Source organism: Pseudomonas sp., from assembly GCF_050739935.1.
Classification (GTDB): Bacteria; Pseudomonadota; Gammaproteobacteria; order Pseudomonadales; family Pseudomonadaceae; genus Aquipseudomonas.
Genome location: NZ_JBOICF010000061.1, coordinates 97,347 through 118,958 on the forward strand (window position 1 = coordinate 97,347; position 21,612 = coordinate 118,958).

Genomic DNA, 21,612 nt, shown 5'->3' on the forward strand with positions numbered 1-21,612 from the left:
GAGATAGCGGGATCGTCATTGAAACTAAGTAGAATCGCATACCCCTACGCTACGTGCAGGCGGTCGTTGCCCTGAGGTGACCACCCTCCCTAAATGAAAATGGAATTTCTTTGCTAATGCGTAAACTCAATCCTTCAAGCCGCTGTGTGCACCTGTTTTTTATGCTGTTCAGAAAGACAATCATTGCCTACGCAGCTGCTGCAATGGTCTCCACGGCATATGCTCAAAACTATCAGGTTAGCGTGACACGCAAGGGTGCCAATCTCTACAAAGTAGATGGACAGCAGATTTATATTCGTACCAATTATTGCTACGAATATGCTTACGGTGAATCCGCAATCCTTGAGGCTACTGGAGGTACGGGGGATCTGAAGTTTCTGGAATCAAAAGACGAGTGCCCCGTTAAAGCGATTCTTGGCATGTCACAACAGGCCCCAGGAAAATACCAGGTCGAGGTCACCCAAGAGGGAGACGACTGGTATGAGATCTTCGGCCAGAACCTGTTTGTACACACCAGCGACTGCTTCAGCATGGCTATGAACGAAAATGCCATCCTGGATCTGTACGCGAGCACCGCCGGATCGCTTGAGATCGAAGGAGACGAATGTACCGTTGATGGCATCTACGCGAAGCTCAGACTCTGACAGCATGGTTTCTGACATTAGCTGGTGGCGTTACAAACGGCGCATAGCCGAGCCAACGCCCAGAACTGAATCAGGTCTCAATCTGCCCCTGAAGTTCTTTATAGGCTCGTTTGATGTCCCAGCGAGACAAAGTTGCCCTCGCTTGATGGGCAGTTGCATGGAGCCTACAGCCGGCGAATCGACGGCCACATCCGCATGGGCACGGGAGCTTATTAGCCCTTCTGCGCTTCATTGAAAGCAGTTCAAGCAAACCCATGAGGACGCTCGCATCCTCGACCCTGAAAATCATCCTGTAGTCGTCAATCAGCCCTTGGGAACCATGTGCAAGCTCTCCGAAAGGAAATTGGGCAATGCCCCCCTTCCTTAACGACTGCGCATACAGAAATGGCACCAAGCACAGCTCGACAAACCGTGTGAGCGTCGGCGTAGCGCCCAATTGCAGCCGTTGACTCAGCGGTGAACCTAGGCACAGTGAGCCATCCCCGTTTACGTGATTGTCTAAGGAAGAGGAAATTCGCCCCTCGGTCTCGTAGATGACAGGAAGCGCCTTGTCTAACTGATCAACGATGTCGATCCGTATTCGATACTCGTCAGCTAAATCGGGAAGCCCCTCAGCTGACGCAGAAAATGGCAATCGGCCGACAAGTGAAATTGTTCCGTCCACCGTCGGCCGAAACCTCATACGCGGGTAGTCAGCCAAGAATGATTCGATCATCGAATCATACTTAATCAACCGTTACTCCCCAAGGGCGAGGCGGCTGGGAAACTACGATGGCTGGGGCAGCGACCTGAGCGGGTGCTGAAGCAATGCCCAAAGCGGCAGTCGAGGTGGGGGTTTCGAAGCAGTCCTCGATGTGTTCCACCAGACGATGTCCATCCAGATCCCTGATTTGCCTGAAATCTTCAAGAGCTTGGCGAACCCAGAGGTGGAAGTGCTCTTTCAATCGATCTTTTTGCCCGTCAGGCATCTTCCAGCGATCGGCGAAGTTTTCTTTAGGGTTGACCGGGTTCGGCACAGTGTCGGAATTACTGGCCACGAAAGCGCTCAGGCCGGCGAGACACGACGCGACCGCATCCTTCAACGAGCCGCCTGGTCGATAGGCTTGCGCTGCCAGCGTGGTGATGATGATCGAGATTGGTTTTGAGTCGGGATTGTCACGGTACATCACATCACGATGACGTTTGAGCAATTGAATGGCCCGCTGAAGATTCGTCTTTCGTTGATAAAACGGTACCTCATCGACTTGCGCTTCGAGCGCGATCAGTCCTTTCTCATACACTGGCTCCGATTTGGATTCGAACCATTTGCAATAGCCGTCCGGATTGCTGACCATCCAGCCAGCGTTGACGTCCTCATAATCTGGACGCCGCCTGTCAGTGATGTAGACAGCGAGATTCGAAACGTCCCGAGCCAACACTTGCTTGACACCATAGCTCTCCATGGTGATAGCCAGCTCTTGGCGCCTGCCCTCCTCGACGGGAACTCCTGGGACAACGTCCATGTGGAAGCTGACGCCATCCTGGTAGTAGAGACGCCAGCACCGATTCTTCTCCTCCAGAGCTTCCTGAATTCGTTTGGCTTCGCGGTACCCCTCCAACTCAATTCCCACCAGCTCCTTTAGATCCGACTGGCTGTGAGTCTGCGGGTAAACACCTTCCCTCAGTTTGCATGAGAGATCCAAGTCGTAACTCTCTCCTGCAAGTAGTGGACGGATGGCCGTCCCCAGAGCGAACGACCCTTGAACAAAGATGTGGGGATCGTTCTTGGCGACGGTTGACTCGGGTCGGCTGAACCACTCGCCCAGTGATTTGTATCGCTGCACCGCTTTCTCATAAGCACTAGGTGGAAGCTCTAAAGTCTCTACTGCGACAAGCAAGCTGCGTTCTTCGATGTCCATGTGAAAACTCCTCATGAATTGAGATGTTGAATAGATGATGCGTGTACTCAGCAGGCATCCAACTGCAGCACGCTGCCGGGTGCATGCGGCGGCACGCTAATCGCGTGCCTGTTCAATGTGAAGGCGTGGAAAGGCAAGGCCATAGGGGCCATCTGATACATGTGGATTGGCGGATGCAAACGCGACTGGAGTTTCATTCCGAGAGCAAAAATTGCTGTAGCCGGAGCGATGGTACAAATTGAAATTTCTGTGGCGTGGAGCACATCAACCGCATAAGCCCATGCCTCCTGGCAGGTATTTCTGAATCTCTCCATCGCCCCTTTGGGTGCCACGACATCAACACCATAGGTGCTTGGAAAAATCCGAATACGGGGCATGTTAAGCATTTCCGCCGTTAGCGCTTCATCAGTTATTTCTGAGGTGATCTCCAAAGTGATCAATATATGCGAGCCAACTTCCGCATCGGGGGTCTTAGTCCACTCGAATTTCACAGGAGGTTCGGAATCTTCAGGACGCCCCCAGGTTCCCGGGTTACGCCGAAAGCTAAACAGCTCTACCCGTCTCGCTTCTCCGACCAGCCACCCGCCCAGCAGCATTGCCGGCATGTTGCCCAGCGGGAAGACGGCGAGCTCCTGGGCTTGAGCGCCGAACGCACCATCGCCCCTGATCGCGGTATGGATGTGGAGAATTTGCGCCCGGAAAACTCGCAAGAAGTTAGCCCAATATCCGGGGTCGTTTACATCGTTTCCACCTTGGACATCACGCAAAAAATATTCGGCCACACGCTCGCTCACAGGTGTCAGGTGCGCGGCCAATAAGGCCTTTCGGGCATCGTGTTGTGAGAATGTTGTTGTGCGACCGGCGATGTCACCTATGAATGCCAAGGCATGCACAATCGGGTAAGACAATGTCGCAGCTTGGTTGATACGCCAGTTGACCCTCGTGGCGACCATTGCCTGAAGTCGTTCCTGGCTAAAGCTATCCGGATCAACTTTGTCGATCAGCCGGTGATGGATGTCACAACACAGCATGATGTTCAAAGGTGACTGCGCCAGCTCTGCTGACAGGTGATCATCACCACGCGGACCTTTTGGCTTGGCTGCAACGATGTGGGCTAGGTAACCGTAGTACCCATAATTGCCCAAGTTGTCCCTGAACAGCTCAGCAGGGCAGCCCTCGAACTCACAGATCCCGGCTGACCGTGCGTAAACCCAATTGATGACTTCACTCGGCAGATTGGGGCGCTTCATGTCCTCGAGCAGAGAATCGCGCTGTTTCAGAAATACCTGGATGGCTCTCTTGGTTGCCTTAGCGGGTACGAGAGCGAGCAATTGAGCCGCAAACGATTCAGTGTTAACAGATACATGCGGGACGTCGTGCACCACCGTGTGTTCAAGCTTGGGGACGATTTGCTTGTCGCTTGCCCATTGCAATACTAGGTCTCTGGATAAGACTCCAATATCCCCAGTAATGGCCTCTAGCGGATCAGCACTGGTTGTGTCGAACCGAAAAAAAGCGAATCTCCAGCCATCGGTTTCCGTCGCCAGAACCACGCGGTTGGTCGAGGAGTGCTGCCAAGCCTCAAGCGCGGCACGCAGCTGTTGGTCATACAGAGCATCGAGAGGTACTGACACACACACCACCCTACTACTGGCCAAAGATTATGGACCTAACCAAAGTCTTCTACTGAAAAGCGTAGGGGCAGAGATCAGCTAGATTTCTGCAGAATATGCCTTTTCGGAAAAAACACAACATATGCCAATAATATTTTAAAAAAACACCACATATGGTGATCTTTTGCCAAAAACGAGCAATCCCATAGGGATTCAATCCACAGTGCCACTACTGTACATGCAACCATGGCTAAAAAGGAAAATTATTGGATCCATAATCCTATGCGTTTGAACACTTCTAATGGGGATATTAGATTCTGTGCCCTTTTCAGGAATGCAGTGGCGATTAGTGAGTGAGCTGATGGACGCCGGGCGAGCCGTGAAGGCCGCTAGGCCACAGGTGACTTAGGACACATGAAGACTGCCCGCGCGGCTGTACAGGTTGCCAAAGTGGCCCTCGGGGAGCGTGGGCCGATTTGGTGGGATCGCGGAGCGCCGGACTGAATAGGCATGTGGTTGAGAGCACGCCGTACGCGGTCTGGTATCAACAGCTGTGCGATAAAAAGTTATTGAATGACCGAAAGGTAGGGGTTGTTTGGCGGTACGTCATCGAATAGATGTTTATGCTCCAGCAGCAGATAACCGTGCAGTCGACGCGACTTGCGCGGCCCTGTTACGTTGCAGGTCCAGATATTCAACCCGCTCTCCTGCTTGTGGTGCAGATGCAGCCGCTCAAACTGTTTCTGTACCCATTGCCATTCCGACACGTTCTCCAGCTTCGCCAGCTCGGTGACCTGTGGATGTTCCTGGGCGTACCGCTGAAACAGCCCGGGGCTCACCAGGTAGGCCGTATTTGCCACGGTATGCACCAGTGCCTTTGCATCATTGATGATCAGCCGACGGCCACGAACGCTCTGCCGAAGCCACTGCATAAAGTGCTCACCAGAGGGGGCTTCGGGATCGACAGCTTGATGTTCCGCCTTAGGTGTGATCGCGACCGCTGCCACGGGCGTTGCTGGTTCGGCGGCGGTCGAAGACCTAGGTGGATTATCGGGATCTTCCGCCTCATTCCCGGCAGTTGGCTGCGCGCCGGTTGTGCTGAACAACGCTAATAGATCGTCGACACCATCTGCGGCCCCGGGTTTTTCAACAGCGCCAAGCGTTAGATCAGAATTCGGCAGAGAGGAAGAGCTGGAGATCGAAAGCGGTGTTTCCATGGCGGCCTCGGTCGGTGCGTGCTCTTCCTCAGACGAGCTATCTTGCTCCACTTGTACGGTTCCAGTGAACGGTATCGGACCTTCCTCCGAGTCCCAAATCAGCGCCGGGGAGAGCCTGAGGAATGTAAAGCTGTGCGACCAGCCTGCGTCACTGGTGATCGTGGCCTTCCAGATAGCCTGGCGTTGCTGTTCATGATGTTCAACCAGCTAAAGGACGGTTTGCTGGTGTTCACCGGCATCCCCTTCGCGTTGACTGGCGGGGTCCTGGCGCTCTGGCTTAGAGATATTCCATTGTCTATCTCCGCAGGGGTAGGTTTCATCGCGCTATCAGGTGTGGCGGTACTTAACGGACTGGTAATGATCGCGTTCATTCGCAATTTGCGCGAAGAGGGCCGTTCATTGAGTGATGCGGTTAACGAAGGTGCTTTGACACGGTTGCGTCCAGTGTTAATGACCGCATTGGTGGCTTCGTTGGGGTTCATCCCTATGGCGTTGGCGACCGGCACAGGCGCTGAAGTTCAGCGCCCGTTGGCCACGGTGGTCATTGGCGGAATACTTTCCTCTACCGCCCTGACGTTGCTTGTCCTTCCCGCACTGTATCAATGGGCTCATCGTCGTGAAGAGGACTGATAGCACCGGGTGCTCCTGATATGAAAAGCTCGCGGCAGGTAGTGGCCCAGAGTGTGTAAAAACTACTGCGCTTGGCAATGCTGCGTTAAAAACGGGCTAAAAATGCTCATTTAGAGCAACTAGACTACGTTTTTCGCCCGTTCTTGTCTTGCCTTCGCTCGTGACGTTATTACACACCCTGGGCCGCGAGCTTTCATGAGTGATGTTCATGGCCCGGCTCTTCATGCTCATCATCATGAAAGCCATCGTGTTCAAGCTGAATAGTGCAATGACCGATTTCAAAGTTCTGGCTGACTGACGCGGTAACCTGGGCAAGGATGTCCTGTCCATTCAGCGCTGCCTGCGCAATTACCACATGAACGCTCATCACGTTTTTACCGCTGGTTACCGACCAGACATGCAGGTCGTGGATGGTTCTGACGCCCTCAACCTCTAGAATGGCTTGCTCGACTTTTTGCAGATCGATACCGTTTGGAACCCCTTCCAAAAGTACATTCATGCTCTCACGCAAAAGTGTCCAGGTTCTCGGCAATACCCATAGGCCGATCCCTGCCGCAACGATTGAATCCACCCATGCCCAACCGGTAAAACGGATAACCAGCGCAGCTATGATCACCCCGATCGAGCCCAGCATATCGCTCCAGACCTCAAGGTAAGCACCCTTTACGTTCAGACTTTCCCCGCTTGCGGCCCCGAGCAAGCGCATGGATATCAGGTTGACCACAAGACCCAGAACCGCGATAACCAGCATCCCGGTGGACTGAATAGGTGCGGGCGTCAGGAGCCGTTGATACGCCTCATAGAGGATGTAGATCGCGACAAAGAAAAGAAGGATAGCGTTGAACGCCGACGCCAGGATTTCAAAGCGCGCGTAACCAAAGGTGCGGTTACGATCAGCAGCACGTTTGGCGATCTGGAACGCCATGAGGGAAATGGCCAATGCAGCTGAATCGGTGAACATGTGCGCGGCGTCGGAGAGAAGGGCCAGGCTATTAGTGATCCAGGCGGCAATGATCTCCGCGATCATGAATCCCGTGGTCAGTCCCAGTGCGAGTAGAAGCTTTTTCTCATGACCGGCGCGTACTTCGCCATGGCTGTGACCTGAGCTCATCATAGAATCCTTGAACAGTGGGAAAGATGTGAACGGGGGATGTGGGCTTGTGACATATAGAGTTGAAAGACCGTTCAAGTCAGTCTACAAAAAATACGCAAAAAAAAGCGCCCTGGGGGCGCTTAAAGTATTCACCTTAACCAAAGGAGCTATTTTAGCTACTAAAGGCGAATCAGGTTGAAGGCAAGGATTTAGCCTTTGGATTTGTTTAGCTGCTCAGTGCGAGATTTCTCATCGACGCTGCCGTCCTGGACGCTGCTGCAGCGCGACAGCGCAGGCACCTGCCAAAGTCATAGACGTAATCGGATTAATCATTAGCTGAAATGGCAGCGCTTGCGCGTCGTTCAAGCCACCCTCAGGAGTTAAGATTGATAATACGTTGAGCCGGTTAACAGGAAGGTGAGCGAATAATTACAATATTGTTATGAGGCGAGAGGAGGGCGTAGCTGAAGTTTAGGTTTCTAAATAGTAATTTTTGCGCAACCTTCCAGTCGGTGGTCGCTTGTTAACTTCAGGTGTCACTCATCTGGAGATCTAATATGCGTATTGCCAAATTCATGATTTTTCCCCTCGTCATCCTTTCGCCAGTGGCATCGTTTGCCTTTGCGGCTGACGACGCAGCTATAAGGGAGTCGCTTGATAAGCATCAGCTGAATATTCAAAAGTATGCTGAAAAAACGCAGAGGGCGGTTCCGCCGATTGTTAATTATAAATACGGCATGAAGCTTGACATCGTACACGTCGTTCGCACTTCCCCAGAAATGAGAGTTTGTAAGGTCGTGCCGCAACGCATGACTTACGAGGACGCCAAGGGTGAACTGAACACTATTCAGTACCCAATCATGAGTGGATGCAGAGGCAAAAATTGACGCCGATTTTAGGAGGGGGGCATTTTCTCAATATGTGATGAAAAAAAAGCGTCCCTATTTGAGGGACGCTTAAAAACCACCTTCATGATGGGCGGGAGCTTCTAAAGGTGGTTGTTACTTTAAGTTAACGGATGGGTTTATATCGATCAGGATCGGCCCGCGATTATCACAATACGCTGAGAGGGTACTCGACGATCAGTCTGACTTCATCCAGGTCTGACTCAAATGCAGTGGCTCGGGTAGTCGCCTGCCGAACGCGCAGCGACAAATCCTTCATGCTTCCGGTCTGAACGACGTATTTGGCTTCAATATCGCGTTCCCAGCGTTTCTGATCCTTGAGCGGATTACCCTCGGAATCTCGTCGCATGTACGTGCTGTTCGCGCTGGAGTAATCAGCATCCGTACCTTTACCATAGCGAGTCATGAACGAAAGGCCGGGTATGCCAAAGTTGGTCATATCCAGGTTATAAGTGACCATCCATGACCGTTCCTTTGGCGAGTTGAAGTCGGTGTATTGAATGGAGTTGGCCAAGTAGATCGAATCCGATTGTCTTAGATAATCAAAGTCGTCATCGCTCTGGTTTCTTTGATGCGACAGCGACACTGTATGAGCGCCATATTTCAGGCCTATTTTTGCACTCCAGATATCGTTATCGAATTCGCCAAGGAGTTTTTTGCCTTCGTCGGTTGCGTTGTAGTAGTTCAGGTCTCCCGTTAATGCCATTTGGTCAGAGATCGGTAGGACGTAAGAGACTGATGCGTATTTCTGATCCCAAGCGTCTTTCAATCGGCTCGTATACAAGGCCAGGGTCAACCTGTCGGTTGCCTCGTAGTCGCCTCCGAAATAACCGATCCAGGGCGAGTTGACCGGCCCGGCATAAAATGTCGCGAAATTGTCGCTCAGTGAAGTGGACTGGGGTTGACTCATCGAATGGAGGCGGCCGCCTTGGACGGTCAAACCGCTGATGCTTTTGTTGATAGCGGTTACCCCTCGGAAGCTTTCGGGAAGGACGCGAGAGTCACCAAAAGACACCACCGGGGTCGAAGGAAACACGTCGCCGACGTTCACGACGGTGTCGAATGCCCGTGCTTTCACAGAGCCACCCACTTTAGTGTATTCGTCTTCGGCCTTGCCGTCATTATTGACAGGCAGAACGTCGAATGAGCTTTGCAGACCATTTCGGCCTCCGCCCGTGTCAAGCTTTAATCCCATCATGGCAAATGCATCGACCCCTACGCCGAATGTGCCCTGGGTAAAGCCTGATTCGAATTTACCAATGAATCCTTGCGCTGTTGCTTCGGAGTAGCCGTTCTCTGTTGGAGAGGACTGTCCTTTGCGGCTGTCGCGGTTCATGTAGAACGTGCGACTCAGGACATTCAACGTACTGCCTTCGATGAACCCTTCCTGTTGCTCGTCAGCGAAGCCAGCAAGCGGGGTAGTACTGGCAATCGTTGAGAATACAGCGAGGTAAATCTTTTTAAGGTAAGCCATGTGCGCTCCGTTCGAATCGGCAGATTGTTTTTAGACGCGTCGACCTGGCTTATATTTGTATATGTGAGAGCTGCCAGTGAGAGTCGATCTTGACGAGTCGAAGATAACGGCGGGGTGACTGAAAAATTACAAATATGAAATCTTTAATCGTCATTTGGATCTGCTGGCATAACTACAGGTAGCGTCTCGATACTTTGCGCCGCAGAGAGACCGTTATGCTCGGCGCTGTGACTCGGTGCCTGATTTTTATGGCGAATATATTTAGCATGAGTTCGCCGTAAAATTACAAATATGTAATCCTGTCGCAACCTTGTCGATAACCTCTAATTGATATGCTGAAACCTCGTATACATGAGGTGTAGAAAATGAAGAGTTATCAGATCGCAGCCTTTACAGGGACATTGATTCTGTCTTCTGCGGTGTTGGCTGAAAGCGGTGGAGATATAACGTTTGCAAGAATGATGGAGGCAAGGGATGTTGCCATGGAGCGGTATGCCGCCAGGGAGGTACACCGGGAGAATGAACCAATGGTGGCCAGTGACGCGAAGGATAAGGATGAAGCCGCTGATAAAGAATAGCGTTACCTGTAAAAAGCCCGCTCTCGATCTGGAAAGTGGGCTTTTTTATCGTCGTGAATTGATTGAAAAATACGGGGACTTAATTTCAAAAACGTAATTCTCTTGTCATTCTCGTTACTCCAGGTACGGAGTCATGTTGAGATAGTTGGTTGGGTCGATGCAAACTTGCCGCACGATTTCCCGGTCCTATCCATTGATAACGTCTCCGATGCGAAACGAGCACCGGGTTCACGCATAATCGTATTTGTTATTCGTAATTTACCGAAGGGTTACGGCTTTAGGGACCCGAGGCGCTATGAACCTCAACCTTTTGAGGTTGTAACAACTTTGGCTGCGGGTTGCCGTGGCAATTAGCGAATGGCAAAGGGTCACCGACCATTGCCTCAGCGGTGACTGACCTCATAGCCATGGTGCGACTTACGCAATCCTCTACGGGAAGGCAGCATTTTTTCGTTTTGCTGCTAGATTGTAGGCAGGAGATGGCATTCCTCCTTGAACCGCCTTCGCGCTGATGATGCCTACGTAACCCTGAACAGGGTGCGTAGGCGCGCATCCTGTTCCCGACCGAGGACAGGACATGATTTCCAATCCGCAATTGATTTTCCCTCCACCATCCCTCAGCTCAATGACTCCGCTGCTGTCCACCGGTTGGGGTTGAACCATGCTGAAATCACTACTGGTAATAGCCATCGGGGCATCCCTTGGCGCGTGGACACGCTGGGGCTTGGGAGTGCGCCTGAACAGCATGTTCCCGACAATACCGCCCGGGACCGTGGCAGCCAATTTCATCGGTGGCTACATCATCGGGCTTGCACTCGGTTTCTTTAGCTCAAATCCGTCGATTAGCCTGGAGTGGCGCCTGCTGGTCATGGCCGGCTTTTGTGGCGGGTTGACGACCTTTTCCACGTTCTCCGCTGAAACACTGACATTGATTCAGGAGGGCCGAATTATCTGGGCGCTTGGAGCCATCGGCATCCACGTGATCGGCTCATTGGTCATGACGGCACTCGGATTACTCACCTATCAACTGCTAAGCCCTAATTGAGGTCTTCATTATGAAAGGCGTTCTAGTCGTTTTCTTCACCCAACAAAATCGCCGGTATCAGGGAAAAATGCTGGGTGACTGGGTCGTGGACTTGGCCAAGGACCTGGGGTTGAGGGGCGCGACCCTTTCGACCGGAATCGAAGGTTTCGGCCATACAGGAGAATTACATTCTGCGCATTTTTTCGAGATGGCTGATGAGCCTATGCAGATTCAGCTCGCGGTCACCGAGGAAGAATATGGCCGACTTTTCGAAAGGCTTGATGCAGAGGATATTTGCCTGTTTTACATCAAAACGCCCATCGAGGCAGGCACGGTCGGTGGTGGGCAGGACAACGTAGATCACCTGAATCGCACTGGAGATAAAGTATGAGCTACTCCGACATTCCTGCTGGCAACGCCATTCCCGATGATTTTTTTACCCTGATCGAGATTCCGGCCAACCACGCACCGATAAAGTATGAGCTGGACAAACAGAGCGGCCAGTTATTCGTGGACCGGTTCCTCAGCACACCCATGTTCTACCCGGCCAATTATGGCTTCATCCCTAATACGCTGAGTGAAGACGGCGATCCTCTGGACGTATTGCTGGTGACACCTTGCCCGGTCTCTCCTGGTGTGGTTATCCGTAGCCGGCCAGTGGGAGTTATGTACATGACGGATGAGTCGGGGCCTGATGCGAAAATCATCGCAGTCCCTCATGAGAAGCTCAGTAGCCAATACGGAGGGGTCAAGGAATATGCAGATCTGCCCGCTTTACTCCTGGCTCAAATCCAGCATTTCTTCGAAAACTACAAAGCCCTTGAACCTGGCAAGTGGGTAAAGATGGGGCATTGGGGCAGCGCCGATGAAGCCAGGGAAGAGATTGTGAGATCGGTCAACGCGTACAAACCAGTCTGATCTGCGGATGAGGCACTTCACATGCGACCAGACCCGGTAACACAATTTTACATTTTGGTTGGAGCTGGCTAAGATCGCTGCATTGGAGATGGCATTCCTCCATTAACCAACCGCTGCGCCCCTAGCAGCTGATGATGCCTACAGACACCTGATCAAACCAGGTCTGTAGGCGCTCGCGCTCAGAATCCCTTTTTTTGGTCAGGTCCACTTACTCTTTGTGGCTGACCAAATGTCTAGACTCCGACGACCTGAACAACTCGATCTACTTCCGTATATCGCAAAATGGCTTGCACTCGCAGGTCTGGTTGCGCTGTTGGCAGGCTCTGCTTCTGCACTTTTCCTTTTCTCTCTGGATCACGCCACGCAATGGCGCGAGTCGCACCGTTGGGCTGTGTGGCTTCTACCGGTGGCCGGATTTGCGGTAGGGCTTGCTTACCATCTGATAGGCAAACCGGTTGATGCGGGAAATAACCTGATCATCGATGAGATCCATGACCCTAAAAAGATCGTGCCGTTGCGCATGGTACCCATGGTGCTTGTCGGGACAGTGTTCTCTCATTTATTCGGTGCATCGGTAGGCCGCGAGGGCACTGCCGTGCAGATGGGCGGAGCGCTCGCGGATCAGTTGACTCATGTGTTCCGCCTGCGTCGTGAGGATCGTCGGGTGATTCTCATGGCGGGTATCAGCGCAGGGTTTGCATCAGTGTTTGGCACGCCGTTGGCCGGAGCATTGTTCGGGCTTGAGGTATTGGCTATCGGTCGCATGCGTTACGACGCGCTATTTCCTTGCGTCGTCGCGGCAATTGTCGCTGATCAGGTAGGGCAAGCCTGGGGCGTGATTCATACGCACTATGCCATCGGCGAAGTCGTCCCCGTTCAGTTCTGGAGTGTCATGGCGGTGGTAGCTGCCGGAATCGTTTTCGGCCTCACTGGCCTGCTATTCGCAACGGCGACCCATAGGCTCGGGGCCTTGGTCAAACGACTCATTACGTATTCACCCTTGAGACCCTTCGTTGGCGGCATCGTGATTGCCGTCGCAGTATGGGGCCTCGATGTGAATCAATACATCGGCCTTGGCATTCCCAGCATTGTTCAATCCTTTCAAATGCCGATGGCGCCATGGGACTGGTTCGGAAAAATGGTGTTCACCGTTGTTTCCCTGGGAACCGGCTTCAAAGGCGGCGAAGTCACACCGCTTTTCTATATCGGCGCCACCTTGGGGAACGCGTTAGCGCCCCTGTTACATCTTCCCTTCGCCATGCTGGCTGGCATCGGGTTTGTTGCCGTCTTTGCCGGTGCCGCCAATACGCCGCTGGCAACCATTGTCATGGCCATGGAGCTATTCGGTCCTGACATCGCCCCGCTTGCGGCCATCGCCTGTATCGCAAGCTACCTCGTGTCCGGGCATACCGGGATCTATCACGCCCAGCGTGTAGGCCACAGCAAACACCACCGCTCTCTGCCGGAAGAAATCCGGCTCTCCGATATCAAGCAATACCACGCACAAATCAGATCCGCCCACGAGCGAAAAGTGGCTCTTGAGGTGGAAGAGAAATGAAAGAAACACGTCCAGATCGATTGACTGCCTTACAGCTCTATTTCCCCGGTGCCAGCCGCGCTCGGGTAACAAATTTCTGGCACCACTTGAGTGCTCCAGCACTGGCTCAGCACCTCCTGAAGGCTGCTCTCAAGGCCAAGATCGAACAGGTCATGCTCAAACCTATTTCGGCAGGCTATCTGCCAGGGCATCGTCTCTCGCATCACCACCCCGAACTGGGCGATATGCGTCACCCCCAGTGTCTGGAACTACTGGATACGGAGGAAAAGTTACGCACTTTCTTGAGCGAGCACGCTGATGAATTATGCAAGGTGCGCGCAGTGCTGCTGTTGTGCGAACTGCCGCTTTGTGATGCGTCGTAATGCCCTGTCGGCAATGCATCCGGGTGATGGGCTCGGCTTGAACCGGTAATTCGATATCGAAAGAAGGCAGCCGAACTGAAAGATTCGGTTGGCCTTCTCCACAGTGGAGGAAGTAGTCATGAAAGGCTTTCAACTGACGTTTTTCACCGAACAGAGTACTCAGTACCAACACCTTCCGCTCGGAGAGTGGCTGATGGACTTCGCAAAACGCGAAGGCGTGTTGGGTGCGACGTTGGTGAGTGGCACGGAGGGGCTCGATCATCTGGGCCATCTGCATGTCGCCCACTTCCTCAGCGGCGCCGATCATCCCGTCATGGTGACGATATCCACTGATGAGGATGGGTGCAGCAAGTTGCTGGACGCGCTGGCCAAGGAGTCGATTTCCCTGAGCTACCTCAAATTACCCATCGAGTACGGCCGGGTCGGTCGAGCAAAAAACTGAAGACACACGCCTCCAGACAACCAACAACAACAAGGATAAGCGCCATGTACCGGGTTTATAACCTTCCTTCACAAACAACGACCGCTGGATGGGCTCGCGACAATAAACGGCTGCTGACAGGACTGATTTTTTGGTCGTTGATCGTTGCAGCCGTCGCGGACAGCCAGCGGGTTTCCAGCGAGGGCTGGTACACCGTCACCTCGCTGGAAGGCGCGTTAGTCACGTTGCGCATGCCCAGCGAGAAGTCCTGCAAAGCGGATCTGTCGCACACCTGCGTACCCGGCTACGAGCTAAGAGCACAAAGACGTTGAGAATGATTGACCTGTATCCCTTGGAGAAAACGAATGAGCACTCGAATTCAGGCTATTCACGCACGCGAAATTCTCGACTCTCGCGGTAACCCTACCGTTGAAGTCGATGTCGTCCTGGAAGGCGGAGCACAAGGACGTGCTTCCGTACCCTCCGGTGCGTCCACGGGCGCTCACGAAGCCGTTGAGTTACGCGACGGCGATAAAAAACGTTATTCCGGCAAGGGGGTACTCAAGGCCGTTGGCAACGTCAACGGCGAGATATTCACCTCATTGAGAGGTGCGAATGCGCTTGACCAGCAACGAGTAGATCGTCTGATGATCGAGCTGGATGGAACGCCTGACAAATCGCGGCTTGGGGGTAACGCTATTTTGGGTGTGAGCCTGGCGATCGCCAGAGCAGCGGCTTCTGCGTCGAACGTTCCATTGTTCCAATACCTCGGGGGCGACCAGGCGGCGAGAATGCCCGTCCCAATGTTCAATATTCTCAATGGCGGGGTTCACGCCAATTGGCAAGGCCCTGACTTTCAGGAGTTCATGATTGCACCCACTGGTGCTGGCAGCTTCAGAGAAGCCTTGCGTTGGGGCGCTGAGGTTTATCACGAGCTGAAGGTCGTATTGAAAGAAGCTGGTTACTCGACAGCGGTGGGCGATGAAGGCGGTTTTGCACCCGCTCTCAAAAAGAACTCGGATGCAGTTGAGCTGATACTTCGGGCAATCGAAGGCGCTGGCTATGTACCTGGATCTCAGATCGAGATCGCCATTGATCCAGCATCCAGCGGCTTTTATGAAAACGGCCTTTATCACCTGCGCTCAGAAGGGCGCAAGGTGGATGCCGAAGAGTTGATTGGCCTGTATTCCAGCTGGGTAGATAAATACCCGATCGCGGTGCTGGAGGATGGGCTGGCCGAAGATGATTGGGCTGGCTGGAAGCAGCTGAATAATGCGCTGGGTAACAGGATCGAGCTGGTCGGAGATGATCTGTTTGTCACGAACGTTGAGCGGATTCAGCGTGGTATTACTGAAAACATCGCCAATGCCGTGCTGATCAAACCCAATCAGATTGGGAGTTTGACGGAAACCAGAGCAGCCATCGAAATGGCCTACGGCGCCAAATGGGGAGCAATGGTTTCTCATCGCAGCGGGGAGACCATCGACAGCTTCATTGCCGATCTGACGGTTGCAATGGCTACGGGGCATCTTAAGACCGGTGCGCCTTGCCGGGGTGAGCGAGTGGAGAAATACAATCAGTTTTTGAGAATAGAAGAGCATCTGGGCAGTCATGCTTTTTATGCAGGGCATGAAGCATTTGTACGCTGATGTTCTGAACCCGCGCAGATTCAGCATCTCGGCGGGAACTACAAGGTGCCGGGCCCCGGCAAGCAGGCGGAGATCATCACTGAGGGAGCGCTGGAGAAAGAGGTACAAAAAAACAAGTGACCGTTTTTTTCCCAAAAAGATTTGGCACCCCCGTGCCCATGACGAACTGTCGAACAGCGTTGGAGTGAGATCGTGGAAAAGTGGATGGCATACGCCTTCATTTCAATGTTTTTTGCAGGTTTCACTTCAGTGATTGCCAAAATGGGGCTCGTCGGTATTTCAGGCGAGCTGGGTCTGACAATCAGGACACTGTTTGTCTGTGGCTTCGTCCTGGTATTCGCCTGGTGGGCAGTACCATCGTCCGAGGTGGCCAGCGTTGGTAGCCGAAACCTGTGGTGGCTGGGCTTATCCGGGGTGACGACTGCGCTTTCATGGATCTTCTATTACAAAGCCTTGAAGGTCGGCGACGTGGCCACTGTGGCATTGATCGACAAAGGCAGTGTTGTAGTCGCGATGGTACTGGCAGGTCTGGTTTTGCGGGAAGTGATCACGCTGCGCATGGTTATGGGAGCAGGCCTGATAGTCATCGGGTTGCTGGTGATAGCCAGGAAGCTCTGACGATGGCGACATACAGTTGCGGCGCGCCGAAGATGGTCACCTTCAATTTGATACTAGGCTGCGTAGCGTCGAGGTGTATCAATTGCCAGATGTTTTCACCCCGGCTATTACAAAAGGACGGGAAAAAATGTGTCGCCGCAGGGCCGCGAGTGAGATTGAACAATCTGCTATCACATCAGTGGTTTATCTCTCGATTTACGCAATTCCGTACTACTTATTGGAGCTTTATAGATGCGTGCTTTGGTCGAATGTCCCCTCGAAAATTTCAAGGATATCCGTTTTGTTCTTACTGACATGGACGAAACCCTGACCTTCAAGGGGCGACTCGCTGCTAATACGTATAACGCGCTGGAGCGCCTGCAACACGCCAATATTCGCGTGATACCGGTTACCGCAGCACCTGCGGGCTGGTGTGACCAAATGGCTCGAATGTGGCCTGTGGATGGCGTGATTGGAGAGAACGGTGGTTTATTTTTTCGCCGAGGCATTCAGACTCATGACCTGGAACGTGACTACTGGCATCAGGGGCAAGCTGCTGAATTGGCACGCCAGCAGAGAGAAGTACTGATATCAACGATCTGCGAACAACTCCCGTGGGCCAGGCTGGCAGCCGATCAAAGCTTCAGGCAGACGAGCGTCGCCTTCGATATTCCGCAGGAAAGTGAAAAACGGGAACAACTGAGCCAGGTGATGATCGACGCTGGCGCCGAGTACACCTTCAACAATCTGTGGGCCCTTGCCTGGTTCGGACGCTATGACAAGCTGACTATGGCTCAGCGAGTATTGCGGCAGGTTTATGGTTTGGCAGCTGGCCAGGAACTCAGCCAAGTGTTTTACAGTGGAGACTCGTTGAACGATGCACCCATGTTTGGTCACTTCAAGCACACGTTGGGTGTCAGCACTGTCCGCGATTGCCTAGAAGAGCTGCCCTTCAAACCAGCCTGGATAAGCGCTGGAGCTGGGGGAAGCGGTTTTGTCGAAGCAGCAGATGCAATCCTGAAGGGGCAGACCTCATGGAGACAATCATAAACTCAATGTCCTGTTATCGCCGATGGCCTTCGGCGTCTTTGTAGAGGCTTTTCCTGGTAAGGCTGGCCACTTGCCGATGCTAAGGAGCAACGTTCAGCGTCGGCAGTTACACTGCTGGGCAAAACCGGCTGCAAAGAGAAGCCGCTAATCTCATCTTCGGCGACCCACGCCGCAACCGTCTGTTCATCACCGCCAAAACCTCGCTGTATTCGATATGTGTGGCGGTGGCAGGCGCGCAACAGCCGTGATTTTCAGCTCCCCGGCTGTTCTATGATGCGCTCAGGGTTTGGTGATGCGGTACTGACTTGCGGAGTGAGTGGCCGCCAGCCTCGGTCCTTGCGCAAGCAGTTTTTCGCGCAGGGTGCCGGGCTGATAGGCGGCTTTGTAGGCCCCGCGTTTTTGCAGTTCGGGTACCAGCAATTCAACGATATTTTTAAACGTCCGGGTCGATTCAACATAAGCAAGGTTGAAGCCATCGATGCCGGTGTCTTCCATCCACGCCTGCAAGGCGTCGGCGACCTCCTGCGGATTGCCCGACACCACCGGACCTCGGCCGCCCAGAGCGACAAATTCGACAGCATCCCTGACCGTCCAAACGTGTTGAAGATCAAGCTTGCTGAAGGAGGCCAGCGCGAATTGCCCGGCCTCGGTGTCGACATAACTTAGTGTGTCGTCCGGCTGGTAGCGGGACAGGTCAACTCCGGTCCAGCCCCACAAAAGCGCGCGGGCTCCTTCATAGCTGATCCGCCCTCGCAATTCTTCCAGGCGCTGTGCTGCGAGGCTGCTGGTCGCTCTACGATGACGGTGAACATGGCGAAGAAACGCACGCTATCAGCCGGTCGGCCCTGTGCCTAAAGCGCAGTGCGTAACTCATCGACACTTCGTTTAAGACCGTTGCGCGTTGGCGCGCCGACGAAGATGCATTCCGCGTGAGTGGCTGCGAAGGCCTGGCCCCGGCGCGATCCGCCTGCTTGAAACAGTAACGGTGTACGCTGCGGTGAAGGTTCGCATTGGTAGATACCTTCGCTTCGATAGTAGGGCCCTTCATGCTCGATGCGATGGACTTTTGCCGGATCGGCATACTGTCCGTTGTGGCGGTTGGCAAGCACGGCGGTATCTTCCCAGCTGCCTTCCCACAGTTTGTAGCAGAGCGTCAGGTAATCGTCGGCGCGTTCATAACGGTCGTCATGTCCCACCTGGGTGTGAAGCCCCAGGCTGCGCGCGCCGCTTTCAAGGTACGACGTGACTATGTTCCAGGCCACACGCCCGCGCGTCAGGTGGTCCAGGGTCGTAAAGCGCCTGGCCAACAGATAAGGTGGCTCATAGGTGGCTGATGCGGTATGGATCGTTCATCGGGACTTGCGCAGCATTGCGAATGGCCGGCTCGGCTGATTGCGAATCGACATCGTAGACGCCCAGAACGTCCCCCAGGAACAGTGCGTCGAATAGCCCACGCTCCAGCAGTTGAGCGAGTTCAACCCAGTAGTCGGGGTCCAGATAACGAACCGAGTTGTCCTGCGCCGCAGTCCATTGACCGGGTGCCAGGTGGCCTACACAGTTCATCATGAACGCGTTGAAGCGGATCTCTTTGCTAATGGGGTTTCCGGGGCGCTTGGGGTGGCTTGTGTGGTATGCAGGCAATGTTCGCGGAGCATGCCTTGTGGGCGAAAGACCATGATCAGAATCAGCCCGACATTAATCAAGAGCAGTCGTAGCGAAGCGAGATCGGCGGCACTGAGCCAATCAATGTAGTCATTGAGAAGACGCGAGCTTTCCAGCAGCAGAACGACTGTGAAGGCACTCAGGAGCACACCTTTGTTGCTGCCACGACCACCGATGATCACCGCCATGAAAGCGTATCCGGTAATGATCGGACCAAATCGTGTTGGGTCGATGTACTGGTAGTAAAAAGCGTGAAGTGAGCCGGCCAGTCCGAGCGCCGCCCCACCCAGTGCGAACAGTCTCACGCGGAACGCCAGCACATTTTTGCCCATCGCGGCCACCACCAGAGGGCCATGGCGCAGCGCTCTGGCAACCCGGCCGAAGGGCGAGTGAGCGACACGTTCCATCACCACAAATACGAGCGCCAGTGCGATCAGGCAGACCATAACGAATGCGCCGTCGCCACTCACCGGACGCGCAATGTTGGCAATGCCCAGGCTGCTGCGGGTCGCCCACTGCTGATGGGTGATGACCAGGCGCAGGCACTCGGCAAATCCAAGGTGACAATGGCCAGGTAGTCGTCGGCCAGGCGTATGGTGGGATGAAGGTGAACACCCGAGCCCGCACCGCGCCTGAGTCGTCGTCCCGCACAAACCGTGGCAGGGCCTTTGCCTTGGCGCCGACATCCGTACCCGCCATGTCATTCAGGCGAGTGCAGCGGGTACTGGCGATGGCTTGGCTGGTGTAGCTGATGGCTCCGTCCCTGGCTTGGCACTTGGATGAAATGAGTGATCCAGGATCGAGCGCTGCCGTTGTGATGTCAGACACTGTCGACTAATTTCCCCTCATTCATCCTGCGCTTGTATGCACTGTCCCGATTTGCCAACCAGAAATACAACGGCGAAGTCACCACCAGCCCGACCACCCAGGACAAGTCCGCGCCGTTGATGTGTTCTGAAATCGGGCCTACATACAACGGTGTGTTCATGAAAGGAATCTGCACCGCAATACCGATCGCGTACGCCAGCAAGGCCTGCGGGTTGTAGCGCCCATAAATCCCGCCATCCACGCGAAAGATCGAGGCAATGTCGTACTTGCCTTTGTGGATAGCGTAGAAGTCGATCAGGTTGATTGCCGTCCACGGCACCAGCACTACCAACAACACCAGCACCATATCGACGAAGTGGCCGATAAAGTCTTTAGAGGCGAAAACCGCTGCAATCGAACAGGCTGCCAGTACGATGGTGGAGATCACCGCTCGGCTTTTCGCAGTGGGGATCCAGCGATACGCAAAGGTCTGCACCAGGGTGATGATCGACAGCACCGCGCCATACAAATTGAGGGCGTTGTGGCTGATCACGCTGAGCAGGAACAGCACCAACATCAACGGGCCGATAGAGCCGGTGGCAAGTTTGACGGCGTCCATTGTGTCTATGCCGACCGGGGTGGCAAGTACCGCGACGGCGCCGAAGATGAACGCCAGGCTGGAGCCCAGTGCCGAGCCCAGGTAAGTGGTCCAGAAAGTGGACGCGACCGGAACGTCAGCCGGCAGGTAGCGCGAGTAATCCGACACGTAGGGCGCAAAGGCGATCTGCCACAGCGCAGCCAGAGACACGGTAGCCAGCCAGCCGGAAATGTTGAATTCACCGCGGGTCAGAAAGTCCGTGGTCTGGATATGGGTAAAGATATAGCCAAACCCCAATACGATCCCGGCGCCCAGTACCCAAGTACCGATGCGGTTGAGCACATGGATAAAGCGGTAACCGATGATCCCGATGATCCCGGAGCCGATGGCGCCGATCACGATGCCCACGGGCACGGGCACTGCGTCGACCACACCGTGCAAGGATTTACCCGCCAGCACGATGTTGGAAGCAAAGAAACCGATGTACATGACGCCGGCGATCACCACCACCAGCAATGCGCCGAGGGAGCCGAACTGGGCGCGGCTCTGGATCATTTGCGGAATGCCCATCTGTGGGCCCTGGGCCGAGTGCAAGGCCATCAACACGCCGCCGACCAGGTGGCCGACGAGGATGGCGACGATGCCCCAGATCAGGTTCAGGTGGAACAGTTGCACGCCCAGTGCGCCAGTCACGATCGGCAACGGCGCGATGTTGCCGCCGAACCACAGGGTGAAAAGATCTCTTACCTTTCCATGGCGATCTTCAGGGGGCACGTATCCAATCGTGTGTTTTTCAATAAGCGGAGCGGGGGATGTCGCAGTGGTGACCATGAGGAACTCCAAGGCAAGGTGAGTACGTGGACGTACTTCGCAGTGCGCCGCCTGCGCGACGCTTTGTTGTTGGAGTGATCATC

The 21,612-nt window shown here is 54.0% G+C and carries 19 protein-coding genes, 4 pseudogenes and 2 riboswitches; of the genes and pseudogenes, 14 read left to right on the plus strand and 9 right to left on the minus strand.

Annotation, left to right across the window (positions count from 1 at the left end):
• Nucleotides 1-116 precede the first annotated feature (116 nt).
• Nucleotides 117-644, plus strand: a complete 528-nt coding sequence (locus ACRER8_RS11445; RefSeq protein ID WP_431746378.1) for a hypothetical protein — start codon at nucleotides 117-119, stop codon at nucleotides 642-644.
• Nucleotides 645-1,369: 725 nt separating this feature from the next.
• Here ACRER8_RS11445 and ACRER8_RS11450 read toward each other — a convergent pair.
• From ACRER8_RS11450 to ACRER8_RS11460, 3 genes and pseudogenes are all read right to left on the minus strand, one after another.
• On the minus strand, nucleotides 1,370-2,542 hold the full coding sequence (locus ACRER8_RS11450; RefSeq protein ID WP_431746379.1) for a nucleotidyltransferase domain-containing protein: 1,173 nt from the start codon (nucleotides 2,540-2,542) through the stop codon (nucleotides 1,370-1,372).
• Between the two features lie 47 nt (nucleotides 2,543-2,589).
• Nucleotides 2,590-4,176, minus strand: coding sequence for an SAVED domain-containing protein (locus tag ACRER8_RS11455; RefSeq protein WP_431746380.1), 1,587 nt, complete (start codon nucleotides 4,174-4,176; stop codon nucleotides 2,590-2,592).
• A 545-nt stretch (nucleotides 4,177-4,721) separates the two neighbouring features.
• Nucleotides 4,722-5,111, minus strand: a pseudogene (locus ACRER8_RS11460) (conjugal transfer nickase/helicase domain-containing protein); the annotation flags it as partial.
• A 444-nt stretch (nucleotides 5,112-5,555) separates the two neighbouring features.
• Here ACRER8_RS11460 and ACRER8_RS11465 point away from each other — a divergent pair.
• Nucleotides 5,556-6,002, plus strand: a pseudogene (locus ACRER8_RS11465) (efflux RND transporter permease subunit); the annotation flags it as partial.
• A 193-nt stretch (nucleotides 6,003-6,195) separates the two neighbouring features.
• Here ACRER8_RS11465 and ACRER8_RS11470 read toward each other — a convergent pair.
• Nucleotides 6,196-7,113 (minus strand): cation diffusion facilitator family transporter, encoded by a 918-nt coding sequence (locus ACRER8_RS11470; RefSeq protein WP_431746381.1) that lies wholly within the window; start codon nucleotides 7,111-7,113, stop codon nucleotides 6,196-6,198.
• Nucleotides 7,114-7,652: 539 nt separating this feature from the next.
• On the opposite strand from ACRER8_RS11470, the gene ACRER8_RS11475 reads away from it, so the two are divergent.
• The gene (locus ACRER8_RS11475; RefSeq protein WP_431746382.1) at nucleotides 7,653-7,982 is read left to right on the plus strand and encodes a DUF2790 domain-containing protein; all 330 of its coding nucleotides are present in this window, start codon (nucleotides 7,653-7,655) and stop codon (nucleotides 7,980-7,982) included.
• Between the two features lie 166 nt (nucleotides 7,983-8,148).
• On the opposite strand, the gene ACRER8_RS11480 is transcribed toward ACRER8_RS11475, so the two are convergent.
• A complete protein-coding gene (locus ACRER8_RS11480; protein WP_431746383.1) occupies nucleotides 8,149-9,474 on the minus strand; it encodes an OprD family porin in 1,326 nt (441 codons plus the stop codon).
• Nucleotides 9,475-9,839: 365 nt separating this feature from the next.
• Here ACRER8_RS11480 and ACRER8_RS11485 point away from each other — a divergent pair, with 365 nt between their 5' ends.
• From ACRER8_RS11485 to ACRER8_RS11535, 11 genes are all read left to right on the plus strand, one after another.
• The gene (locus ACRER8_RS11485) at nucleotides 9,840-10,052 is read left to right on the plus strand and encodes a co-regulatory protein PtrA N-terminal domain-containing protein (protein WP_431746384.1); all 213 of its coding nucleotides are present in this window, start codon (nucleotides 9,840-9,842) and stop codon (nucleotides 10,050-10,052) included.
• Between the two features lie 466 nt (nucleotides 10,053-10,518).
• Nucleotides 10,519-10,580, plus strand: a riboswitch (Fluoride riboswitch).
• Nucleotides 10,581-10,713: 133 nt separating this feature from the next.
• On the plus strand, nucleotides 10,714-11,097 hold the full coding sequence (crcB, locus tag ACRER8_RS11490) for a fluoride efflux transporter CrcB (protein WP_431746385.1): 384 nt from the start codon (nucleotides 10,714-10,716) through the stop codon (nucleotides 11,095-11,097).
• Nucleotides 11,098-11,107: 10 nt separating this feature from the next.
• On the plus strand, nucleotides 11,108-11,467 hold the full coding sequence (locus ACRER8_RS11495; protein ID WP_431746386.1) for a DUF190 domain-containing protein: 360 nt from the start codon (nucleotides 11,108-11,110) through the stop codon (nucleotides 11,465-11,467).
• The gene (ppa, locus tag ACRER8_RS11500; protein ID WP_431746387.1) at nucleotides 11,464-11,994 is read left to right on the plus strand and encodes an inorganic diphosphatase; all 531 of its coding nucleotides are present in this window, start codon (nucleotides 11,464-11,466) and stop codon (nucleotides 11,992-11,994) included. The genes ACRER8_RS11495 and ppa overlap by 4 nt, the downstream gene beginning before the upstream one ends.
• A 75-nt stretch (nucleotides 11,995-12,069) precedes the next feature.
• A riboswitch (Fluoride riboswitch) is annotated at nucleotides 12,070-12,142 on the plus strand.
• A gap of 81 nt (nucleotides 12,143-12,223) precedes the next feature.
• On the plus strand, nucleotides 12,224-13,552 hold the full coding sequence (locus ACRER8_RS11505) for a voltage-gated chloride channel family protein (RefSeq protein ID WP_431746388.1): 1,329 nt from the start codon (nucleotides 12,224-12,226) through the stop codon (nucleotides 13,550-13,552).
• Nucleotides 13,549-13,914, plus strand: a complete 366-nt coding sequence (locus ACRER8_RS11510) for a hypothetical protein (RefSeq protein ID WP_431746389.1) — start codon at nucleotides 13,549-13,551, stop codon at nucleotides 13,912-13,914. The genes ACRER8_RS11505 and ACRER8_RS11510 overlap by 4 nt, the downstream gene beginning before the upstream one ends.
• A gap of 118 nt (nucleotides 13,915-14,032) precedes the next feature.
• On the plus strand, nucleotides 14,033-14,356 hold the full coding sequence (locus ACRER8_RS11515; RefSeq protein ID WP_431746390.1) for a DUF190 domain-containing protein: 324 nt from the start codon (nucleotides 14,033-14,035) through the stop codon (nucleotides 14,354-14,356).
• 44 nt (nucleotides 14,357-14,400) lie between these two features.
• Nucleotides 14,401-14,667 (plus strand): hypothetical protein, encoded by a 267-nt coding sequence (locus ACRER8_RS11520; RefSeq protein WP_431746391.1) that lies wholly within the window; start codon nucleotides 14,401-14,403, stop codon nucleotides 14,665-14,667.
• 33 nt (nucleotides 14,668-14,700) lie between these two features.
• Nucleotides 14,701-15,984: a phosphopyruvate hydratase gene (eno, locus tag ACRER8_RS11525; RefSeq protein ID WP_431746392.1), complete on the plus strand. Its 1,284-nt coding sequence runs from the start codon at nucleotides 14,701-14,703 to the stop codon at nucleotides 15,982-15,984.
• A 192-nt stretch (nucleotides 15,985-16,176) separates the two neighbouring features.
• On the plus strand, nucleotides 16,177-16,602 hold the full coding sequence (locus ACRER8_RS11530; protein WP_431746393.1) for an EamA family transporter: 426 nt from the start codon (nucleotides 16,177-16,179) through the stop codon (nucleotides 16,600-16,602).
• A 231-nt stretch (nucleotides 16,603-16,833) separates the two neighbouring features.
• Nucleotides 16,834-17,631 carry an HAD family hydrolase gene (locus tag ACRER8_RS11535; RefSeq protein ID WP_431746394.1) on the plus strand — a complete coding sequence of 266 codons (798 nt, stop codon included), beginning with the start codon at nucleotides 16,834-16,836 and terminating at the stop codon, nucleotides 17,629-17,631.
• 279 nt (nucleotides 17,632-17,910) lie between these two features.
• Here the strand turns inward: ACRER8_RS11535 and ACRER8_RS11540 are convergent.
• From ACRER8_RS11540 to ACRER8_RS11555, 4 genes and pseudogenes are all read right to left on the minus strand, one after another.
• Nucleotides 17,911-19,227, minus strand: a pseudogene (locus ACRER8_RS11540) (LLM class flavin-dependent oxidoreductase).
• On the minus strand, nucleotides 19,194-19,979 hold the full coding sequence (locus tag ACRER8_RS11545; RefSeq protein ID WP_431746395.1) for a branched-chain amino acid ABC transporter permease: 786 nt from the start codon (nucleotides 19,977-19,979) through the stop codon (nucleotides 19,194-19,196). Before ACRER8_RS11545 ends, ACRER8_RS11540 begins: the two are co-directional and overlap by 34 nt.
• Nucleotides 19,894-20,070, minus strand: a pseudogene (locus tag ACRER8_RS11550) (lytic transglycosylase domain-containing protein); the annotation flags it as partial. The pseudogene ACRER8_RS11550 and the gene ACRER8_RS11545, both read right to left, overlap by 86 nt.
• A 43-nt stretch (nucleotides 20,071-20,113) precedes the next feature.
• Nucleotides 20,114-21,529: a purine-cytosine permease family protein gene (locus tag ACRER8_RS11555; RefSeq protein WP_431746396.1), complete on the minus strand. Its 1,416-nt coding sequence runs from the start codon at nucleotides 21,527-21,529 to the stop codon at nucleotides 20,114-20,116.
• Nucleotides 21,530-21,612 lie beyond the last annotated feature (83 nt).